The sequence below is a fragment of the Inquilinus sp. 2KB_23 genome (assembly GCF_052115705.1).
GTDB lineage: Bacteria > Pseudomonadota > Alphaproteobacteria > DSM-16000 > Inquilinaceae > Inquilinus > Inquilinus ginsengisoli_A.
The window spans coordinates 21,067-38,947 of record NZ_JBFRHF010000018.1 but is presented as its reverse complement, the minus strand read 5'-3'; the positions used below and the strand labels follow the sequence as shown (position 1 = coordinate 38,947).

Here is a 17,881-nt window from a genome sequence, read left to right as displayed (position 1 = left end):
CGACGGCAATCGACGCCTTAATCGCCTGGGGCACCCGTCCTAGGGCCGGATCAGGCGAAAGCCCTGCCGGGGACACAGAGAAGCCACCATCGGCCGATAATCGAGGACTTGTGTCCGATCAAGACGCATCCCGGCCCAGGGCCGTGGCGGATGCGCGCCGCAGCGACGGCAGCGGGCTGACCTGTCCGCCTCGCGAATTGCCCGCGGGTCGGACGTGCGTCACATTCACCTCAAATGCAATGGAGGGGACCAAGCATGACGACCTACACTGGCACCGACAGTTCCGACACCTTCGTCGGCGGCGCGGGCAACGACGTGTTCATCGGCCGCGGTGGCAACGACACCCTGACCGGCGGCGGCGGCAACGACGTCTTCGTCTATGACACGCGGGAGTTCGGCAGCGACCGGATCACCGACTTCAACGCCGGCGACAAGCTCGACCTGTCGTTCCTGAAGGTCGCCGACCTTGCCAGCCTGGCGCCGTTCATGACCCAGGACGGCTTCGATACGGTGATCACCCTCGGCTACGATTCCTCGACCGAAATCATCCGGCTGGTCGACGTAAACATGAACTCGCTGACCGCGGCGAACTTCGTGTTCAACACCTCGGCCACAGCGCTGAACCTGACCGGCACCGGCTTCCGCGACGTGCTGTTCGGCGGCAACGCCGCGGACCGCATCGCCGGCGGCGACGGCAGCGATACGCTGGTCGGTGGTGCCGGCAACGACCAGATCATCGGCGGTGGCGGCCAGGATGTCCTGTATGGCGGCGTCGGCAACGACACCTTCATCTACACCAACGTCCGCGAGTTCGGCGCCGACACCATCAAGGACTTCACCCTCGCCGGCGACAAGATCGACCTGTCGGGCCTGAATGTCGCCGATCTCGCCAGCCTGCAGCCGTTCATGACCCAGGACGGCTTCGATACGGTCATCACCCTCGGCTACGATTCCTCGACCGAGATCATCCGGCTGGCCGACGTCAACAAGAACCAGCTGACTGCGGCCAACTTCGTGTTCAACACCTCGGCGACGGCGCTGAACATCACCGGCACCGGCTTCCAGGACGTGCTGTTCGGTGGCAACGCCGCGGACCGCATCATCGGCGGCGAGGGCAGCGACACGCTGGTCGGCGGCGCCGGCAACGACCAGATCGTCGGCGGCGGCGGCCAGGACATCCTGTATGGCGGCGTCGGCAACGACACCTTCATCTACACCAATGTCCGCGAGTTCGGTGCCGACACCATCAAGGACTTCACCCTCGCCGGCGACAAGATCGACGTGTCGGCCCTGAATGTCGCCGATCTCGCCAGCCTGAAGCCGTTCATGACCCAGGACGGGGCCGACGTCCTCATCACCCTGGGCTACGATTCCTCGACCGAGAGCATCCGGCTGGTCGGCATCAACATCAACCAGTTGACCGCGGCGAACTTCGTGTTCAACACCTCGGCCACGGCACTGAACGTCACCGGCACCGGCTTCCAGGACGTGCTGTTCGGCGGCAACGCCGCGGACCGCATCGCCGGCGGCGAGGGCAGCGACACGCTGGTCGGCGGTGCCGGCAACGACCAGATCACCGGCGGCGGCGGCCAGGACACCCTGTATGGCGGTGTCGGCAACGACATCTTCGTCTACAACACCCGCGAGTTCGGCGGCGACACCATCAAGGACTTCGCCGTCGCCGCCGACAAGATCGACGTGTCCGGCCTGAACGTCGCGGACCTCGCCAGCCTGCAGCCCTTCATGACCCAGGACGGGGCCGACGTCCTCATCGCCCTCGGCTACGACTCCTCGACCGAGAGCATCCGGCTGGCGGGCGTCAGCCTGGCCCAGCTGACGGCGGCGAACTTCGTGTTCAACACCTCGGCCACGGCGCTGAACCTGACCGGCACCGGCTTCCGCGATGTCCTGTTCGGCGGCATCGGCGCGGACAAGCTGTCCGGCGGGTCCGGCGACGACAACCTGGCCGGTGCGGCGGGCAACGACCAGCTCACCGGGGGCGACGGCAACGACCGGCTGTTCGGGGGCGCCGGGGCGGACATCCTCAACGGCGGCATCGGAACCGACACGGCCAGCTATGCCACCAGCGGCGCCGGGGTCACGATCGGCCTCGCCGGCGCCGCCGGCATCGGGGGCGACGCCCAGGGCGACACCCTGACCGCGATCGAGACCATCGTGGGCAGCCGGTTCAATGACATCCTGACCGGCGACGCCGGGGCCAATACCCTGACCGGCGGCGACGGCAACGACGTGCTCCGCGGCGGGGCCGGGGCCGACCGGATCGAGGGCGGGGCGGGCACTGATTCGGTCCAGTATTCCGAGAACACCGTTGGCATCGGCATCAATCTGGGCACCGGCGTCGGCATCGGCGGCACCGCCCAGGGCGATATCGTGACCGGGATCGAGAACGCCTATGGCGGCAGCGGCAACGATTCGCTGATCGGGTCCGGCGCCAATGACGGCCTGGTCGGCGGCGCCGGCAACGACGTGCTCAATGGCGGCGGCGGCGCGGACACGCTGATCGGCGGGGCCGGGGCCGACCGCTTCGTCTATGGCAGCGTCGGGCAAAGCCCGGTCGGGGCCGGGGCCGACCGGATCACCGATTTCAGCCATGCCCAGGCCGACCGCATCGATCTCGCCGCGATGGACGCGAACTCCACCGTGGCCGGCAACCAAGTCTTCGCCTTTATCGGCACGACCGCCTTCACCCACCATGCCGGCGAGATGCGCTTTGCCGTCTCCGGCGGCAACACCATCGTCTCCGGCGACGTCAACGGCGACGGCGTCGCCGACTTCAACATCGTCCTGACCGGCGCCATCACCCTGCAGACTTCGGATTTCATCCTGTAGGACCGGCGACACAAAAAAGGGGCCGGCATGCCGCCGGCCCCTTCCGTCTGGACGCCGGCGGACCGGCTATTTCATCCCCTTGTCCCAGGCCGCATGGGTCCAGGCCGCATCGCCCGGATCCTTGGTGATGACCGGGTCGCTCTTGCTCGACAGCAGCACCTGCACCGTGCGCTTGTAGGCCTCGGGGTCCAGCCAGCCGATCTTGTCGTCCGACACCGTGATCAGCTTGGCGATGTTCTCGGCCATCCGGGTCTGGACCTCGTCGGTGGTGGCGCCGGATGCATCGGCCTCGGCCACGATCTTGCCGGCCTCGTCCGGATGCGCCTTGGCATAGGCCCAGCCCTTGGCCGAGGCCTTGAGGAACCGCCCCAGCCGGTCGACATAGGCGGGGTCCTTCAGCTTGGAGTCGAGGGCGTAGAGCCCGTCCTCCAGCGTCGCCACGCCCTGGTCCTCGTAATAGAAGGTGATCAGGTCGCTCTCCGGCACGCCGGCGTCGATCACCTGCCAGTATTCGTTGTAGATCATGGTCGAGATGCAGGCCGCCTGGTTCTGCAGCAACGGGTCGACGTTGAAGCCCTGGCGCAGCACCTTGACGTCGGGGTTCGAGCCCGAGGTCGACAGCCCCAGCTTGCCCATCCAGGACAGGAACGGATACTCGTTGCCGGCGAACCAGACGCCGAGGGTCTTGCCCTTGAAGTCGGCCGGCGACTTGATGCCGCTTTCCTTCTTGCAGGTCAGCATCATGCCGGAGCGGTTGAAGATCTGCGCCACATTGACCAGCGGCACGCCCTTCTCACGCGCCGCCAGCGCCGCCGGCATCCATTCGACGATGACGTCGGCCCCGCCGGCCGCGGCCACCTGGGGCGGCGCGATGTCCGGCCCGCCCGGCTTGATCGTGACGTCGAGCCCGGCATCCTTGTAGAAGCCCTTGTCGGCGGCGACGTAATAGCCGCCGAACTGCGCCTGGGTGACCCATTTCAGCTGGATGGTGAAGGGGTCCGCCGCCTGCGCCGTGCCCAGCCCGGCAAAGATCGCCGCGGCCGCAGCCAATCCCAGAATTGCGTGTTTCACGTGAAACCTCTCCCGTTGGTTCGACGCCCTGTTGGTCAGTACGTCGTTTCCCGCATCGAAGGATGCCAGAAGGTGGTCGCCCGCTCCACCAAAGCGAGCAGCCCGTAGGAGGCGGAGCCGGCGATGGCCGCGACCAGGATGGTGGCCCAGACCATGTCGACATTGAGCCGCGCCACCTCGGTCGAGATGCGGAAGCCCATGCCGTAGATCGGCGTGCCGAAGAACTCGGCCACGATGGCGCCGATCAGGGCCAGGGTGGCGTTCAGCTTCAGCGCGTTGAAGATGAAGGGCAGCGCCCCGGGCAGCCGCAGCTTCAGCAGCGTCTGCCGGTAGCTGGCGGCGTAGGACCGCATCAGGTCGCGCTCCATCGCCCCGGCGGATTCGAGGCCGGCCAGCGCGTTCACCAGCATCGGGAAGAAGGTCATGACCACGACCACCGCGGCCTTGGAGTGCCAGTCGAAGCCGAACCACATGATCATGATCGGGGCGATGCCGACGATCGGCATGGCCGAGACGGCGGAACCGAGCGGCAGCAGGCCGCGCTGCAGGAAGGGCGACCGGTCGATCGCCACCGCGGTCAGGAAGCCGGCGCCGGAGCCGATGACGAAGCCGGGGATGGCGGAGCGGATGAAGGTCTGGAAGAAGTCGACCCACAGCGTGTCGAGGCTGCCGATGAAGCGGGCGCCGATCATCGATGGTGACGGCAGCAGGATCTGCGGCACCTGGAAGCCGGTGACCAGCACCTGCCACAGCCACAGGATCAGGGCGCCGAACAGCACCGGCACGGCGATGCCGGTCGCCCGGCCCGGCACCGGCGACAGGCCGGCCAGGGCCAGCCAGACCGCGGCCATCGTGGCCAGGATCGGCAGCGCGATCCAGGCGGTCGCGGCGGTGAAGACGCCACCGTCGCCGATCCATGACAGGACGAAGCCGGCCAGGACCAGGGCGAGCACCAGCCAGCCGAGACTGCGGAGAACGGCGCGGTTCATCCCCGCCCTCCCCGGCTGGCGATGACGGCGCGTTCGGTCAGGGTGACAGCGGTGACGCAGAGCAGGGCCAGGATCGCGGCCATCACCAGGGCCGACCACAGCTGGATCATCTGGCCGAAATAGGAGCCGGTCAGCAGCCGCGCCCCGATGCCGGCCTGGGCGCCGGTCGGCAGCTCGCCGACGATGGCGCCGACCAGGGCCAGCGAGATGCCGATCTTCAGGCTGGGGAACAGGAACGGCACCGCGGCCGGCCAGCGCAGCTTCCAGAACACCTGGGCGCCCCGCGCCGAATAGGTGCGCATCAGGTCGAGCTGCAGCGGGTCGGGCGAGCGCAGGCCCTTGACCATGCCGATGGTCACCGGGAAGAAGCTGAGATAGGCCGAGATGATCGATTTCGGCACCACCCCGGTCAGCCCGATATTGCCCAGCACCACCACGATCATCGGCGCGATCGCCAGGATCGGCACGGTCTGGCTGGCGATCACCCAGGGCATCAGCGACCGGTCCAGCGTCGGCACATGGACGATGCCGACGGCGAGCAGGATGCCGAGCAGGGTGCCGAGCACGAAGCCGACCAGGGTCGAGCTCATCGTCACCCAGGCGTGGTAGATCAGGCTGCGGTTGCTGGTGACCGGGCGTTCGACCGTGCTTTTCCACAGGTCGACCGCGACCTGGTCCGGCGTCGGCAGCAGCGGCCGGTCGAGCGCCCAGATCGAGCCGACGAACTGCGAGGTGGTCCAGTCCGGCCCGGCGCGGTTCAGCCGCTCCACCGCCGCCGGCGCGTTGAGCCAGAGCGACCCGAGATACCAGATGACCAGGACCACGCCGAGCACCGTGGCCAGCGGCAAGGTCCGCCCCGCCTTCAGCCGCGCCCAGGCGCCAGGCCGCGCCGGCAGCGGTTCGGCCAGGGCGGTCATCGGGCCCTCCTGAAGCAGAGAGCCTGCCTATCCGAGTCCCCCCTCCCCTTGCGGGAGGGGGGTAGGGGGAGGGGGTTGCCGATCGAAGGGCGGAGGACCGGCCGACCGACGTTATTCACCTTCGCCCGAAAACCCGATGCCGGCGCTTGCGGCTGGAACCCCCTCCCCCTACCCCCCTCCCACAGGGGGAGGGGGGACAAGAAAGAGGACGTCCTGCGCAGAAGGGGATTCATTCGTAGGAATGCCCGGCGCGCAGGCCTTCGCGGACCTGCTGGGCGATGGCGAGGAATTCCGGGGTCTCGCGGATGTCGAGGTCACGGTCGCGCGGCAGGCCGCTGTCGATCACGTCGAGGATCCGGCCCGGCCGCGGCGACATCACCACGATCTTTGACGACAGGAACACCGCCTCCGGGATCGAATGGGTGACGAAGATCACGGTCAGGTTGGTGCGGTTCCACAAATCCAGCAGATGGACGTTGAGGTTGTCCCGCGTGATCTCGTCCAGCGCGCCGAAGGGTTCGTCCATCAGCAGCAGTTTCGGCTGGAAGCCCAGCGCACGGGCGATCGAGGCCCGCTGCTGCATGCCGCCCGACAGCTGCCAGGGGAACTTCTTCTCGAACTGGCCGAGCCCGACGGTGGCCAGCGCCTGGCGCGCCCGGTCCTGCCGCTCCGCCGCCGGCACACCCATGATCTCCAGCGGCAGCTCGACGTTGCGGCGGACATTGCGCCAGGGGTAGAGCGCCGGCGCCTGGAACACATAGCCATAGGCGCGGGCCAGCCGCGCCTGTTCCGGCGTCATGCCGTTGACGGTGACCGACCCGGAGGTCGGCTGCACCAGGTCGGCCACCACCCGCATCAGCGTGGTCTTGCCGCAGCCGGACGGGCCGATCAGCGACACGAACTCACCCTCGCCGATGGTCAGGTCGATGTCCTGCAGCGCCACCACCGGCGCGTCGGCGGTCTGGAAGGTCAGGCCGAGGCGCCGGGCCTCGACCACCGGCGGCGCGGCGGAGGCCGCCTGCGGGGACTGTCGGACCGCCGACACCACCATGCCTCAGGCCGCCTTTCCGGGCTGCTCGAGCGAGCGGTCGTAGTCGAGCACGGCGCGCAGCAGCACATTGGCCCCGGCGGCAGCGTGGTCGAACTCGATGCTCTCCTCCTCGTTGTGGCTGATGCCCTCGCGGCACGGCACGAAGATCATCGCGGTCGGCGCCACCCGGGCGATATAGGCCGAATCATGCCCGGGGCCGGAGACGATGCGGCGATGGCTGAAGCCGTTGGCCTGGGCCGCGGCCTCCACCGCATCGATGCAGGCCGGGTCGAACTTCACCGCCGGCGAATCCCAGATCGCGTCGAGCTTGACCTCGAGCTTCAGCTCGGCCGCGATCCGTTCGATCGCCGCCCGTGCCGCCGTTTCCATCACCCCGATCTTCGCATCATCGGGATGGCGGTAGTCGATGGTGAAGAACACCTCGCCCGGGATCACGTTGCGGCTGTTCGGCCGCACCTCGACCAGGCCGACCGTGGCGACCGCATCCGCGGTGGCGTCGCCGACCGCGATCACCGCCTCGATCATCCGGGCGGCGCCGCGCAGCGCGTCGCGCCGCAGCCGCATCGGGGTCGAGCCGGCATGGCTCTCACGGCCGGTCACCGTCACCTCGTACCAGCGCATGCCCTGCACGCCGGTGACGACGCCGATCACCTTGTCCTCGTTCTCGAGGATCGGACCCTGCTCGATATGCAGCTCGAAATGCGCGCCGAGCTGGCGCTGGCCGACCGGGACCGGGCCGCGATAGCCGATGCGGTCCAGCTCGTCGCCGAAGCGCAGGCCGTCGCGGTCCTCGCGGCTGTAGGCGTAGTCCTTGGTGAACACCCCGGCGAAGACGCCGGAGGCCAGCATCGCCGGCGCGAAGCGGGAGCCCTCCTCGTTGGTCCAGTTGATGACCTCGATCGGGGCGTTGGTCTCGTAGCCGGTGTCGTGCAGGGTGCGCAGCAGCTCGAGGCCCGAGAGGACCCCGAGGATGCCGTCGAACTTGCCGCCCGTCGGCTGGGTGTCGAGATGGCTGCCGATGCAGATCGGCGGCAGCGAGTCATCCCGGCCCGGCCGGCGGGCGAACATGTTGCCGATTTCGTCCACCGTGACGATGCAGCCGACCGCCTCGCACTGTTGCCGGAACCAGTCCCGCACCTGCTTGTCGAGATCGGTCAGGGTCAGGCGCTTGACCCCGCCCTTGGCCGTCTTCCCGAACTCCGCGGTTTCCATGATCGCGTCCCAAAGGCGCTGCGGGTCGATCTGGATATTCTGCTGCATCGTCACTCCTTGGACGGATCGCCGCGATCAGGCCGGCTTGCGGATGAATTCACCCTCGATGGTCGAGGCCGGCTGGCCCGCCACTTCGCGGGTATAGGCCAGCTTCAGATGGGTGCCGTCGACCAGGGTGCGGCGGTAGAGCTGGCGCTCGACCTTGCCGTCCTGGGTGGTGCCGACGACCTCGACCGTCAGGGTCGGGCCGGCCAGGCTGGCGGTGGCGTAGGCGCGGTCGGCCGGGACCGTGGCGGTCCAGAAGTTCGGCCGGGTCGAGGCCTTGAAGGCCAGCTCACGCTCGCGGAACTCGAGACCCTCGCCGGGCTTCTCCCCGGCCTGGACGTTGCGCCAGAACAGGCGGAAGCCGCCATCGGCATGCGCCTCCAGGATCACCGCCGCGGCCCGCTGGGTCTCCTCCTGGCTCGACCCGATCCAGGATCCCGCGAAATCGTCGATCTTCGCTTCCGCCACCGGCGTGTTCGCCGGCCCCTTGCCGGCACAGCCGGCCAGCGCCGCGGCCATAATCCCCACCAGCACCGCGCGTCGCTTGAAAGCCATCATACCCCTCGCCTCATCGTGTCGAATGGTCGGAAAAGGGGGCCATCATGACCGATCACCCCCATGCCGACGAATCCAAATCGTATCAAAGTGAAGGGGCTATTCCGCAGCGTCCTTACGCATCGGGTTGTTGGGGTGGTGCTGCCAGTTCAGATAGGGCCGGCCGGTGTCCACCGTCTCCATGGTGATGCAGTCGTCGACCGGACAGACATGCATGCACAGGTTGCAGCCGACGCACTCTTCCTCGTTGATCTCGTAGCGCCGGCCGCCCTCAGGCGTGCGCAGGGCGAAGATCGACTGGTGCGAGGTGTCCTCGCAGGCGATGTAGCACTTGCCGCACTGGATGCAGGCGTCCTGGTTGATGTTGGCGACGGATTTGAAGTTGATGTTCAGATCCTGCCATTCGACGAAGTTCGGCACCGCCAGGCCCTGGAAGGCGCGGGTGCCGGCATAGCCCTTCTCGTCCATCCAGTTGGCCAGGCCGGACGACATGTCCTCGACGATCTTGAAGCCGTGGGTCATCGCCGCGGTGCAGACCTGGACGTTCGTGGCGCCCAGCGCCATGAACTCGGCCGCGTCGCGCCAGGTCGAGATGCCGCCGATGGCGGAGATCGCCATGCCCTGGCATTCCGGGTCGCGCGCGATCTGGCCGACCATGCGCAGCGCGATCGGCTTCACCGCCGGGCCGCAATAGCCGCCATGGGTGCCGCGGCCGTCGACCGTGGGCGTCGGCGCCATCAGGTCGAGGTCGATCGAGACCACGGACTGGATGGTGTTGATCAGCGACACCGCGTCGGCGCCGCCGCGTTTGGCCGCCCGCGCCGGCCCCAGGATGTTGGTGATGTTCGGCGTCAGCTTCACGATCACCGGCATGCGGGTGTACTGCTTGCACCAGCGCGCGACCATCTCGACATATTCTGGCACCTGGCCAACGGCGGAGCCCATGCCGCGTTCGGACATGCCGTGCGGGCAGCCGAAATTCAGCTCGATCCCGTCGGCGCCGGTGTCCTCGACCAGCGGCAGGATCGCGCGCCAGCTCTCCTCCTCGCAGGGCACCATCAGCGACACGATCATCGCCCGGTCCGGCCAGTCGCGCTTGACCTGCTTGATCTCGCGCAGGTTCAGCTCCAGCGGCCGGTCGGTGATCAGCTCGATGTTGTTGAGGCCGGCGACCCGGGTGCCGTTGTAGCTGACCGCGCCGTAGCGGGAGGAGACGTTGACCACCGGCGGATCCTCGCCCAGCGTCTTCCACACCACGCCGCCCCAGCCGGCGCGGAAGGCGCGGACAACGTTGTATTCCTTGTCCGTCGGCGGCGCCGAGGCCAGCCAGTACGGGTTCGGGGAGCGGATCCCCAGGAAATTGTTGGTCAGATCGGCCATCACAGCCTCCAGCTGGTGTTCCGCGGCTCTGCCGGCCGCTTGTAAAATCGTCATCCGACCGGCGGTGCCGGCCGGGTCAAACCGTCAACAGCGCCTCGATCTCGTCCGGCAGTTGCGCACCCCGGAAGGGGTTGCGCACGGTGACGCCGCCCAGCGCCACGCCGTCCACCATGTCCTCGCTCAGCAGCGTGGTGCAGCCATGGCTGTCGGCCGTCGCCAACATCATGGCGTCCCAGTAGCCGAACCGCTTCGCGGCGGCTTCCCGCGCGGCCGTCACGACAGTCAGCTCAACCGAAGCAGCCGTTGCGAACAGCTCCACCCAGTCGCCGATCTGGGCCGCGGCGTCGGCCGCCGGCAGCAGGCGGCGGCGCTGCGAGGTGACGTAGAACTCCCCCAGCGCCTGGAGCGTCAGGACGCAATCGGCCCGGGCCGCGCGCTCGACGATCTCCCTCGCCCGCCGATGCTTGTCACCTTCGGCGCTGTCGATCGCATAGACGAGGATGTTGGTGTCCAAGGTGAACCGCCTATCGGTCATGCAGCGCGTCGCGGTCGAAAGGCTCCGGCGATGCGCTGCGGTAGCCATGGGCCATGCGCGCCCGGGTTCGCTCCAGCGCTGCCTCCTGGGACGGGGTCAGGACGCGCCGGCGCGACATCGGCACGACCCGCGCCACCGCCTGGCCCCGCCGGGTGATGACGAATTCCTGGCCGGATTCGACCGCGCGGATCATCTCGGCGAAGCCCTGGTTGGCCTCGCGCAGCGTGATGGTGGTGCTCGATCCATCGCTCATCGCATCACTCCTCCGAATGCGCTACTAATGTAGCACATTCAGCGCCGCAGCGCCCGGTCGATCGACAGCGCCGCCAGCTTGCCGTCCTGCACGGCGCTGACGGTCAGGTCCTGGCCCGGCACGCAGTCGCCACCGGCCCAGACGCCGGACAGCGAGGTCTGCCGCTCTTCGTTCACCGCGATGCGGTTGCCGGCCATATCGAGCGTCTCAGCTTCATTCGCGAATGCAGACGGCACGAGGTACTGGCCGATGGCGGTGAAGACCTGGTCGGCCAGCACGGTGAAGCGGTCGCCGGTGCCGGCCAGCCGGCCCTGGGCGTCGAGCTGGGTGTGCTCGAACTCGACCTCCTTCACCGACGGACCGCGGCCGTTGGCCGGCCAACCCAGGATGCGGCGCGGCTGCGCCCAATGCCGGACGGTGACGCCGTTGACCTGGGTCCAGTCCTGCTCCTTCCAGGTCGCGGACATCTGTTCGGCGCCGCGGCGGTAGACGAGGGTGACCTCCTCCGCCCCCAGCCGCTTGGCCTGGGTGGCGGCGTCGATCGCGGTGTTGCCGCCGCCGATCACCACGACGCGCCGGCCGACCGGCACCGAGGCCTTGTCGTCGGCCTGGCGCAGTCGGGCGATGAAGTCGACCGCGCTCTCGACCCCGGCCAGCGCCTCGCCGTCGCAGCCCAGCGCGTTGACCGCATTGTGGCCGAGGCCGAGGAAGACGGCGTCGAAATCCTGCCGCAGCTGGGCCAAGGTGACGTCGCGGCCCAGCATCACGCCGGTGCGGATCTCGATGCCGCCGATCTCGAGGATGTAGGCCAGCTCGGCCTGGGCAAAATCATCCGCCATCTTGTAGGCGGCAAGGCCGTATTCGTTCAGGCCGCCGCCCTTTTCCTTCGCCTCGAGGACGACCACGTCATGGCCGAGCACGGCGAGGCGATGGGCGCAGGCGATGCCGGCCGGCCCGGCGCCGACCACGGCGATCCGCTTGCCGGTGGCGGGCGCCCGGCTGAACAGCTGGATGTCGCGCTGGAACACATGGTCGGTGGCGTAGCGCTGCAGCGCGCTGATCGTCACCGGCTTCTCTTCCTGGTGGTTGCGGACGCAGGCCTCTTCGCACAGCTCCTCGACCGGGCAGACCCGGGCGCACATGCCGCCCATGATGTTGGCGGTCAGGATGGTCTGCGCGGCGCCCTTCACATTGTCGGTGGCGATGCCCTTGATGAAGGCGGGGATGTCGATCCCGGTCGGGCAGGCCTCGATGCAGGGCGCGTCGTAGCAGAAATAGCAGCGGCTGGATTCGATCAGCGCGGTGCGCCGGTCCAGCGGCGGGTGGATTTCCGCGAAGTCGTCGGCGATGCGGTCGGCGCCCAGGCGTCCTGCCGCGATGTCGGATCCCGTGGTCATCCGTCAGTCTCCCCATGGCCGCCGGTTCCGGATTCCCGGATTCGATCGTCGGCACCGCCTCTCCTGGCCTCGACGGTATCGAGAACCTGACCAAATGGTCAACTCAATTTTCAATTGATAGTCACTCTCATTATCGATTGTTGCGCAGCGGCGAATCGTGCTAAGAACGTTTCAAGAACGATGAGGAGTGGGCACATGGACCGACATGTCCGCTGGGCGCCGGCCGAGGGCACCGGGCTGGAGCATCTGCGGCTGCACCGCAGCGGCGCCTGGATCCAGGCCGACAGCGTCGTGATCGGCGGCGATGCCGACCACCCCGGCGGCGGCGTGCAGTGGGCGCTGACCTACACCATCGTGCTCGACGCCGAATGGCGGGTGCGGTCGGTGGCGGTGACCGATCATGCCGGCGACCGCCGGCTGCGGCTGATCGCCGATGGCGGCGGCGCCTGGACCACGGGGGACGGCACGGCCCTGCCCGACCTCGACGGCTGCATCGATGTCGACCTGGTGGCGACACCCTTCACCAACACCCTGCCGATCCGGCGACTGCGGCTGGAACCCGGCGAGTCCGCGGTGGTCAAGGTTGCGTACCTGCCGCTGCCCGACCTGGTGCCTTTCGCGACCGAGCAGCGCTACACCGCCCTGGCGGCGCGGCGCTGGCGCTACGAATCGCTCGACGGCAGCGGCTTCAGCGCCGAGATCAGCACCGACGCCAACGAGCTGGTGCTGGACTATCCCGGCCTGTACCGCAGGGTGGAGTAAGGGGCCGTCACAACTCCAGCTCCCAGGTCTCGCCGATCATCTGCGGCCCGAAGTCGAGATGCGGCCGGGCATCGACCAGGCGGAAACCGGCGGTCTCATAGATCCGCCGGGCCGAGACCAGCACCGCGTTGGTCCACAGCGTGATCTTGGAATAGCCGGCCAGGCGGGCGAAGCGGATGCATTCGTCGACCAGCCGGCCGCCGATGCCGTGGCCGCGTGCCTTCGGCTCCACCAGCAGCAGCCGCAGCTTGGCCACGCTGTCGGACTGGCGCACCAGCATCACCGAGCCGACCGGTTCGCCGTCCAGCTCGGCGATCCAGCAATGCTCACGCCGGGGGTCGTGCCCGGCCAGGAACTGCGACGCGATCTCCGCCACCAGCCCCTCGAAGCGGTCGTTCCAACCGAAGTCGCGGACATAGAGCACGGCGTGGCGCTGGACCATCCAGCCCAGGTCGCCCGGACGGTGCGACCGCAGCAGGGTGGACGCGCCGCGCTCGCCGGCGCTGTCGAGCAGCCCTTCCACGGTGCGGAACGCCTCGCTCAGCCGGGCCTGCTGCGGCGACGTCAGGCCGCGCAGCAGCCGGCCGATGGCTTCGCGCGAGCGATCCTCGAGCGGCTCCAGCACCGCCCGGCCCGCCGGGGTCAGGGCCAGCAGGCTCTGCCGCCCGTCCTGCGGCGACGGGCTGCGGGCGATCAGTCCCTGGCGTTCGAAGCCGCCGAGGATGCGGCTGAGATAGCCGGGGTCGAGCCCCAGCGCCCGGCCGAGATCGCTGGCGCTGGGGCCGTCGCGATGCGCCAGCTCGTACAGCACCCGCAGTTCGGTCAGCGAGAACGGGCTGCGCAGCAGCCCTTCCTCCAGCACGCCGATCCGCTGGGTGTAGAAGCGGTTGAAGCGCCGCATCGCGACGACGTGATCCGCCAGGTCGATTTCGGCCATGTCATCCTCATCGAGAGGATGGCAACGTCAAACAATTGATTGACGGAGTCAATTAACTGCGATCAGCCTTTCCCTGGCGAAATCGCCGCACCTCGGCGGCCGGTGCCGCAATCGCCCATCTGGCACCAGCCCCGGCCGCCACGGCGCAGCGGCCGCCGGAACCTGACCGGATCCGCTATCGACGTGGCCGGTGTTCCGACCGATGATGCCGGCATGAACGACGCCGAGACGCTGGACCAGCCGGACGAGACCGACGAGACCCTGGGGTCGCTGTCGCGGCCCGGCGCGGTGTCCGGCGGCCGCCTGCGCCGGGCCCGCGAGGCGCAGATCCTGGACGCGGCGGAGGGCGTGTTCGCCGAGGCCGGCTTCTCCGGCGCCACCATGCAGGGCATCGCCGAGCGCGCCGGCCTGCCCAAGGCCAACCTCCACTACTATTTCGGCACCAAGGAGACGCTGTACCGCGCCGTGCTGGCCCGCATCCTGGACCTGTGGGTCGACGCCTTCGACCATCTGGTGCCGGAGCGCGACCCGGCCGAGGCCCTGGCCGCCTACATCCGAGACAAGATGCGCTGGTCGCGCACCCGGCCGCTGGCCTCGAAGGTCTTCGCCAACGAGATCATCCACGGCGCGCCGCAGGTCGCCGACTACCTCTCGGGCAAGCTGAAGCGGACGCTGGACGAGAAGGCGCGGGTGATCGAGGGCTGGATCGCCGCCGGGCGGATGGCGCCGGTCGACCCCCGCCACCTGGTGTTCACCCTGTGGGCCGCGACCCAGACCTATGCCGATTTCGAGGCCCAGATCCGGGCGGTGCTGGGGCGCGAGGCGATGGACGACGACGTCTTCCTGGTTGCCAGCCGGCACGTCACCGGGCTGATCCTGCGCGGCTGCGGCCTGAAGCCGCCGCGCGGCTGAACCGCCCGGCCTTGTCGCCAAGACGCCACGCGTCGATGGCGGGACGCGCCGCTTTGCGCTAAGGAAAGGCCATGCTGCTGCGCGCCATCCCCCCGCTGGTCCTTCTCGCCCTCGCCGCCTGTGGCGCAGAGCCGCCCCAGGCCGCCCTGCCGCCGCTGGTGCTGCAGGATGCCGCCGCGCCCGGCCAGGCCGGATTCGACCAGAGCCGGGGCGAGGCGCTGCTGGCCCAGGCCAAGGCGGCCGAGGCCCGGAACCCGGCCCAGGCCAAGGACCTGTACCGGCAGGCCGGGCTGGCCTGGCCCGACCTGACCGACGCCTGGGACGGGCTGCGGCGCGTGGCGCTGAAGCAGAACGACATGCCGGAGGCCCAGGCCGCCGGCTTCATGTCCGAGCGGGTGAAGCTGTATCCCGGCACCGCCATCGCCTCGCAGCGCGAGGTCAACATGGCGTTGCAGAGCTATGTCCGGGCCCAGACGCAGCAGCCGACCGACGGGCCGCAGCAGGTGGCCTATGCCAAGCGGCTGGGCGAGTACTACGACGCCCAGTACGCCCGTGCCGGCTTCTATACCCGCGAGAAGGACATCGGCAACATCGAGGCCCACGACCTGCCCGGCGTGGTGCTGATGGGCGGCGGCATCGGCGGCTACGCCGTCAGCCTGGCCACCAAGTTCGAATAGCGCGGGGGGGGCGGCGCCCGCCCGCTACTTGATGTCCTTGGCGCCGAGCCTGGGCCAGTTGGCGCTCGCCTTGTCGATGTTGCCCTTGATGTCCTTCGCCCAGGTGTCGCGGACGCCGAGGTCGTAGTTGAGGTAGAGGCGGCCGTCGACGATCGACCAGGCCTCGGGCTCGATCTTGACCAGGTAGCCCCGCGACGTGCCGTAGGCGCAGAAGCCGCCGAAGGCCGGCAGGTACTTCTCCGGATCGGCCTCGAACAGCGCCTTGTGCTCGGCGCTGGCGAACCACCAGGTCGCGCCGTCCTGCTGCGCCGCGAATTCCGGCTTGCCCTGGCGCGGCCCGCCATCGGTGAAATAGGCGACCGGGTCGTAGCCGCGGATCGCGACATTGTCGGTCGAGCCGAGGGTGTTGACCGGGTGCGGCGGCGCCTCGGCCGCCACGGCCGGCAGCGCCGGGACGGCCAGCAGGCCGATCAGCAGGAGAAGGGTGCGGCGGTCGAGCATGGGTGGGCCTCCCGGGGAGCCACGGATGGTTGTCCTGTGACTCCCCTACGCAGGGGAGGCGCCGTCCGTTACAGCGCCGCCGCCCGATTCAGCCCAGCCGCTCCTGCGGCGTCACCGTCGCCTCCTGGGTCCGGCCGTCGCGCAGCAGGCGCAGGGCGGTGGCGATGCCGACCCGCTCGACCCCCAGCAGCCGGTGCAGCGCATCGACGCCGTCGACCGCATGCCCGTCGATCGCCAGGATGACGTCGCCGACCCGCAGCGCCGCGGCCCCGGCGCCGCCGGCCAGCACCTCGGCCACCCGCACGCCGGCGGCCTCGGGCAGGCCCAGCGCCAGCTGCATCGGCCGCGGCAGCCGCACCGTCTGGGCGGCGATGCCGAGCGAGGCCCGGCGCACCCGGCCATGGCGGATCAGCTCCGACGCCACCACCACGGCGGTGTCGCTGCCGATGGCGAAGCACAGGCCCTGGGCGCCGGCGATCATCGCCGTGTTGATGCCGACCACCCGGCCGGCGGCGTCGACCAGCGGCCCGCCGCTGTTGCCGGGGTTCAGCGCAGCATCGGTCTGCAACACGCCGTCGATCTGGCGCCCGGACAGGCCGCGCAGCGACCGGCCGAGGGCGCTGACCACGCCGGCCGTCACCGTGGCCTCGAAGCCGAGCGGGTTGCCGATGGCGACCACCAGCTGGCCGGCCTGCAGCGCGGCGGAGGACCCGAACGGCGCCCAGCCGGGCACCACGTCGTGCAGCCGCAGCACCGCGAGATCGGTGTCGGGATCGTCGCCGACCGGCCAGGCGACGACGACGCGGCCGTCGCTGAGCGTGGCGGTGATCGAGGCGGCGCCGCGGACCACATGGCTGTTGGTCAGCACGAAGCCGTCGGGGGTGAAGATCACGCCCGAGCCGCTGCCGCGCGGCACCGGCGTGCCGTCCGGCCCCTTGCCGGAGACGCGGAGATGGACCACGGCGGGCGCGGCGGCGCGCACCGCGTCGATCACGGTGCGGGAATAGGCGTCGAGTGCACCAGACCCCGCGGGAGCATTGGCAGGGGCGGATGGTGTCGAGGCCTCGGGCCCCGGCGCCGCGGCGTCGAGGAGGAAGCGGGTTTCGTATCCGGGCATGACTGGACCTTGGGGTGGAAGGGGCGGCCACCCGGCGCGCCCCGCTTCCAAGATGTGGGCATGCCGGGATGAGAACCCAAGGGGAACACCGTGAGGTGGGCGCAGGGCTGACGAGGACGGCGGTCCGACGTATGGTTCGGGCGCGGCATGCGCGATTCGCGCAGCGCCGGCTTCGGGGACGACCGGATATGGCGACAGACGCGCTGGATGCCTTCGACTGGCGGATCCTGGCCGCGCTGCAGGACGATGCGCGGATGAGCAACATCGCTTTGGCCGAGCAGGTGCTGCTGTCGCCGTCGCAATGCGCCCGCCGGCTGCAGCGGCTGGAGGAGGCCGGGGTGATTCGCGGCTATGCCGCGCTGCTGGACCCCGACCGCATCGGGCTGGCCGTCGCAGCCTACATCTCGATCACGCTGGAGAAGCACGGCGCCTTCACGGCCGAGGCCTTCCGCGAGGCGGTGCAGCGCCACCCCGAGATCGTCGAATGCTGCGCCGTGACCGGCGACGCCGATTACGAGCTGCGGGTGGTGGCGCCGGACCTGAAGGACCTGTCGCGTTTCATCATGGACACGCTGATGCGGATCGACGGCGTCTCGGCCATCCGCTCGCGCATCGTGCTCGACACCATCAAGGACAGCCGACGGCTGCCGCTGCGCCCCGCGCCCTGACGGCGCCGGATCTGGGCCCACATGCCGCACCGGGTTGTCTCGCGGCCCGACC

Annotated in this window: 18 protein-coding genes; 5 read left to right on the top strand and 13 right to left on the bottom strand. The window is 69.3% G+C overall.

Features of this window, described 5'->3' with window-relative positions; translation table 11 throughout:
• Window positions 1-255 precede the first annotated feature (255 nt).
• Window positions 256-2,850: a M10 family metallopeptidase C-terminal domain-containing protein gene (locus AB4112_RS22280; RefSeq protein WP_441723119.1), complete on the top strand. Its 2,595-nt coding sequence runs from the start codon at window positions 256-258 to the stop codon at window positions 2,848-2,850.
• 66 nt (window positions 2,851-2,916) lie between these two features.
• On the opposite strand, the gene AB4112_RS22275 is transcribed toward AB4112_RS22280, so the two are convergent.
• From AB4112_RS22275 to AB4112_RS22230, 10 genes are all read right to left on the bottom strand, one after another.
• Window positions 2,917-3,921 (bottom strand): ABC transporter substrate-binding protein, encoded by a 1,005-nt coding sequence (locus tag AB4112_RS22275; RefSeq protein ID WP_441723117.1) that lies wholly within the window; start codon window positions 3,919-3,921, stop codon window positions 2,917-2,919.
• A gap of 35 nt (window positions 3,922-3,956) precedes the next feature.
• Complete coding sequence (locus AB4112_RS22270) at window positions 3,957-4,910, bottom strand: ABC transporter permease (RefSeq protein WP_441723115.1); 954 nt, start codon at window positions 4,908-4,910, stop codon at window positions 3,957-3,959.
• Window positions 4,907-5,827: an ABC transporter permease gene (locus AB4112_RS22265; protein WP_441723113.1), complete on the bottom strand. Its 921-nt coding sequence runs from the start codon at window positions 5,825-5,827 to the stop codon at window positions 4,907-4,909. The genes AB4112_RS22270 and AB4112_RS22265 overlap by 4 nt, the downstream gene beginning before the upstream one ends.
• 229 nt (window positions 5,828-6,056) lie before the next feature.
• Window positions 6,057-6,872, bottom strand: coding sequence for an ABC transporter ATP-binding protein (locus tag AB4112_RS22260; protein ID WP_441723111.1), 816 nt, complete (start codon window positions 6,870-6,872; stop codon window positions 6,057-6,059).
• Window positions 6,873-6,881: 9 nt separating this feature from the next.
• Complete coding sequence (locus AB4112_RS22255) at window positions 6,882-8,138, bottom strand: Zn-dependent hydrolase (protein WP_441723109.1); 1,257 nt, start codon at window positions 8,136-8,138, stop codon at window positions 6,882-6,884.
• Window positions 8,139-8,165: 27 nt separating this feature from the next.
• Window positions 8,166-8,690, bottom strand: a complete 525-nt coding sequence (locus tag AB4112_RS22250; RefSeq protein WP_309798587.1) for a hypothetical protein — start codon at window positions 8,688-8,690, stop codon at window positions 8,166-8,168.
• A gap of 99 nt (window positions 8,691-8,789) precedes the next feature.
• On the bottom strand, window positions 8,790-10,070 hold the full coding sequence (preA, locus tag AB4112_RS22245; RefSeq protein ID WP_441723107.1) for an NAD-dependent dihydropyrimidine dehydrogenase subunit PreA: 1,281 nt from the start codon (window positions 10,068-10,070) through the stop codon (window positions 8,790-8,792).
• 76 nt (window positions 10,071-10,146) lie between these two features.
• On the bottom strand, window positions 10,147-10,584 hold the full coding sequence (locus AB4112_RS22240) for a PIN domain-containing protein (protein WP_309798583.1): 438 nt from the start codon (window positions 10,582-10,584) through the stop codon (window positions 10,147-10,149).
• A 10-nt stretch (window positions 10,585-10,594) separates the two neighbouring features.
• The gene (locus AB4112_RS22235) at window positions 10,595-10,858 is read right to left on the bottom strand and encodes a type II toxin-antitoxin system Phd/YefM family antitoxin (protein WP_309798582.1); all 264 of its coding nucleotides are present in this window, start codon (window positions 10,856-10,858) and stop codon (window positions 10,595-10,597) included.
• Window positions 10,859-10,896: 38 nt separating this feature from the next.
• Entirely contained in the window at window positions 10,897-12,255 is a 1,359-nt protein-coding gene (locus tag AB4112_RS22230; protein ID WP_441723105.1) for an NAD(P)-dependent oxidoreductase, read from the bottom strand.
• A 195-nt stretch (window positions 12,256-12,450) separates the two neighbouring features.
• Here AB4112_RS22230 and AB4112_RS22225 point away from each other — a divergent pair, with 195 nt between their 5' ends.
• The gene (locus AB4112_RS22225; RefSeq protein WP_441723103.1) at window positions 12,451-13,017 is read left to right on the top strand and encodes a putative glycolipid-binding domain-containing protein; all 567 of its coding nucleotides are present in this window, start codon (window positions 12,451-12,453) and stop codon (window positions 13,015-13,017) included.
• A gap of 7 nt (window positions 13,018-13,024) precedes the next feature.
• On the opposite strand, the gene AB4112_RS22220 is transcribed toward AB4112_RS22225, so the two are convergent.
• Entirely contained in the window at window positions 13,025-13,954 is a 930-nt protein-coding gene (locus AB4112_RS22220) for a bifunctional helix-turn-helix transcriptional regulator/GNAT family N-acetyltransferase (RefSeq protein ID WP_441723101.1), read from the bottom strand.
• A gap of 213 nt (window positions 13,955-14,167) precedes the next feature.
• On the opposite strand from AB4112_RS22220, the gene AB4112_RS22215 reads away from it, so the two are divergent.
• Both AB4112_RS22215 and AB4112_RS22210 read left to right on the top strand, forming a co-directional pair.
• A complete protein-coding gene (locus AB4112_RS22215) occupies window positions 14,168-14,866 on the top strand; it encodes a TetR/AcrR family transcriptional regulator (RefSeq protein ID WP_441723099.1) in 699 nt (232 codons plus the stop codon).
• A gap of 71 nt (window positions 14,867-14,937) precedes the next feature.
• Window positions 14,938-15,543, top strand: a complete 606-nt coding sequence (locus AB4112_RS22210; protein WP_441723097.1) for a hypothetical protein — start codon at window positions 14,938-14,940, stop codon at window positions 15,541-15,543.
• Window positions 15,544-15,567: 24 nt separating this feature from the next.
• On the opposite strand, the gene AB4112_RS22205 is transcribed toward AB4112_RS22210, so the two are convergent.
• Complete coding sequence (locus tag AB4112_RS22205; protein ID WP_441723095.1) at window positions 15,568-16,044, bottom strand: YHS domain-containing (seleno)protein; 477 nt, start codon at window positions 16,042-16,044, stop codon at window positions 15,568-15,570.
• An 88-nt stretch (window positions 16,045-16,132) separates the two neighbouring features.
• Window positions 16,133-17,161, bottom strand: a complete 1,029-nt coding sequence (locus tag AB4112_RS22200) for a S1C family serine protease (protein ID WP_441723093.1) — start codon at window positions 17,159-17,161, stop codon at window positions 16,133-16,135.
• Between the two features lie 188 nt (window positions 17,162-17,349).
• Here AB4112_RS22200 and AB4112_RS22195 point away from each other — a divergent pair, with 188 nt between their 5' ends.
• Complete coding sequence (locus AB4112_RS22195) at window positions 17,350-17,829, top strand: Lrp/AsnC family transcriptional regulator (RefSeq protein WP_309798567.1); 480 nt, start codon at window positions 17,350-17,352, stop codon at window positions 17,827-17,829.
• Window positions 17,830-17,881 lie beyond the last annotated feature (52 nt).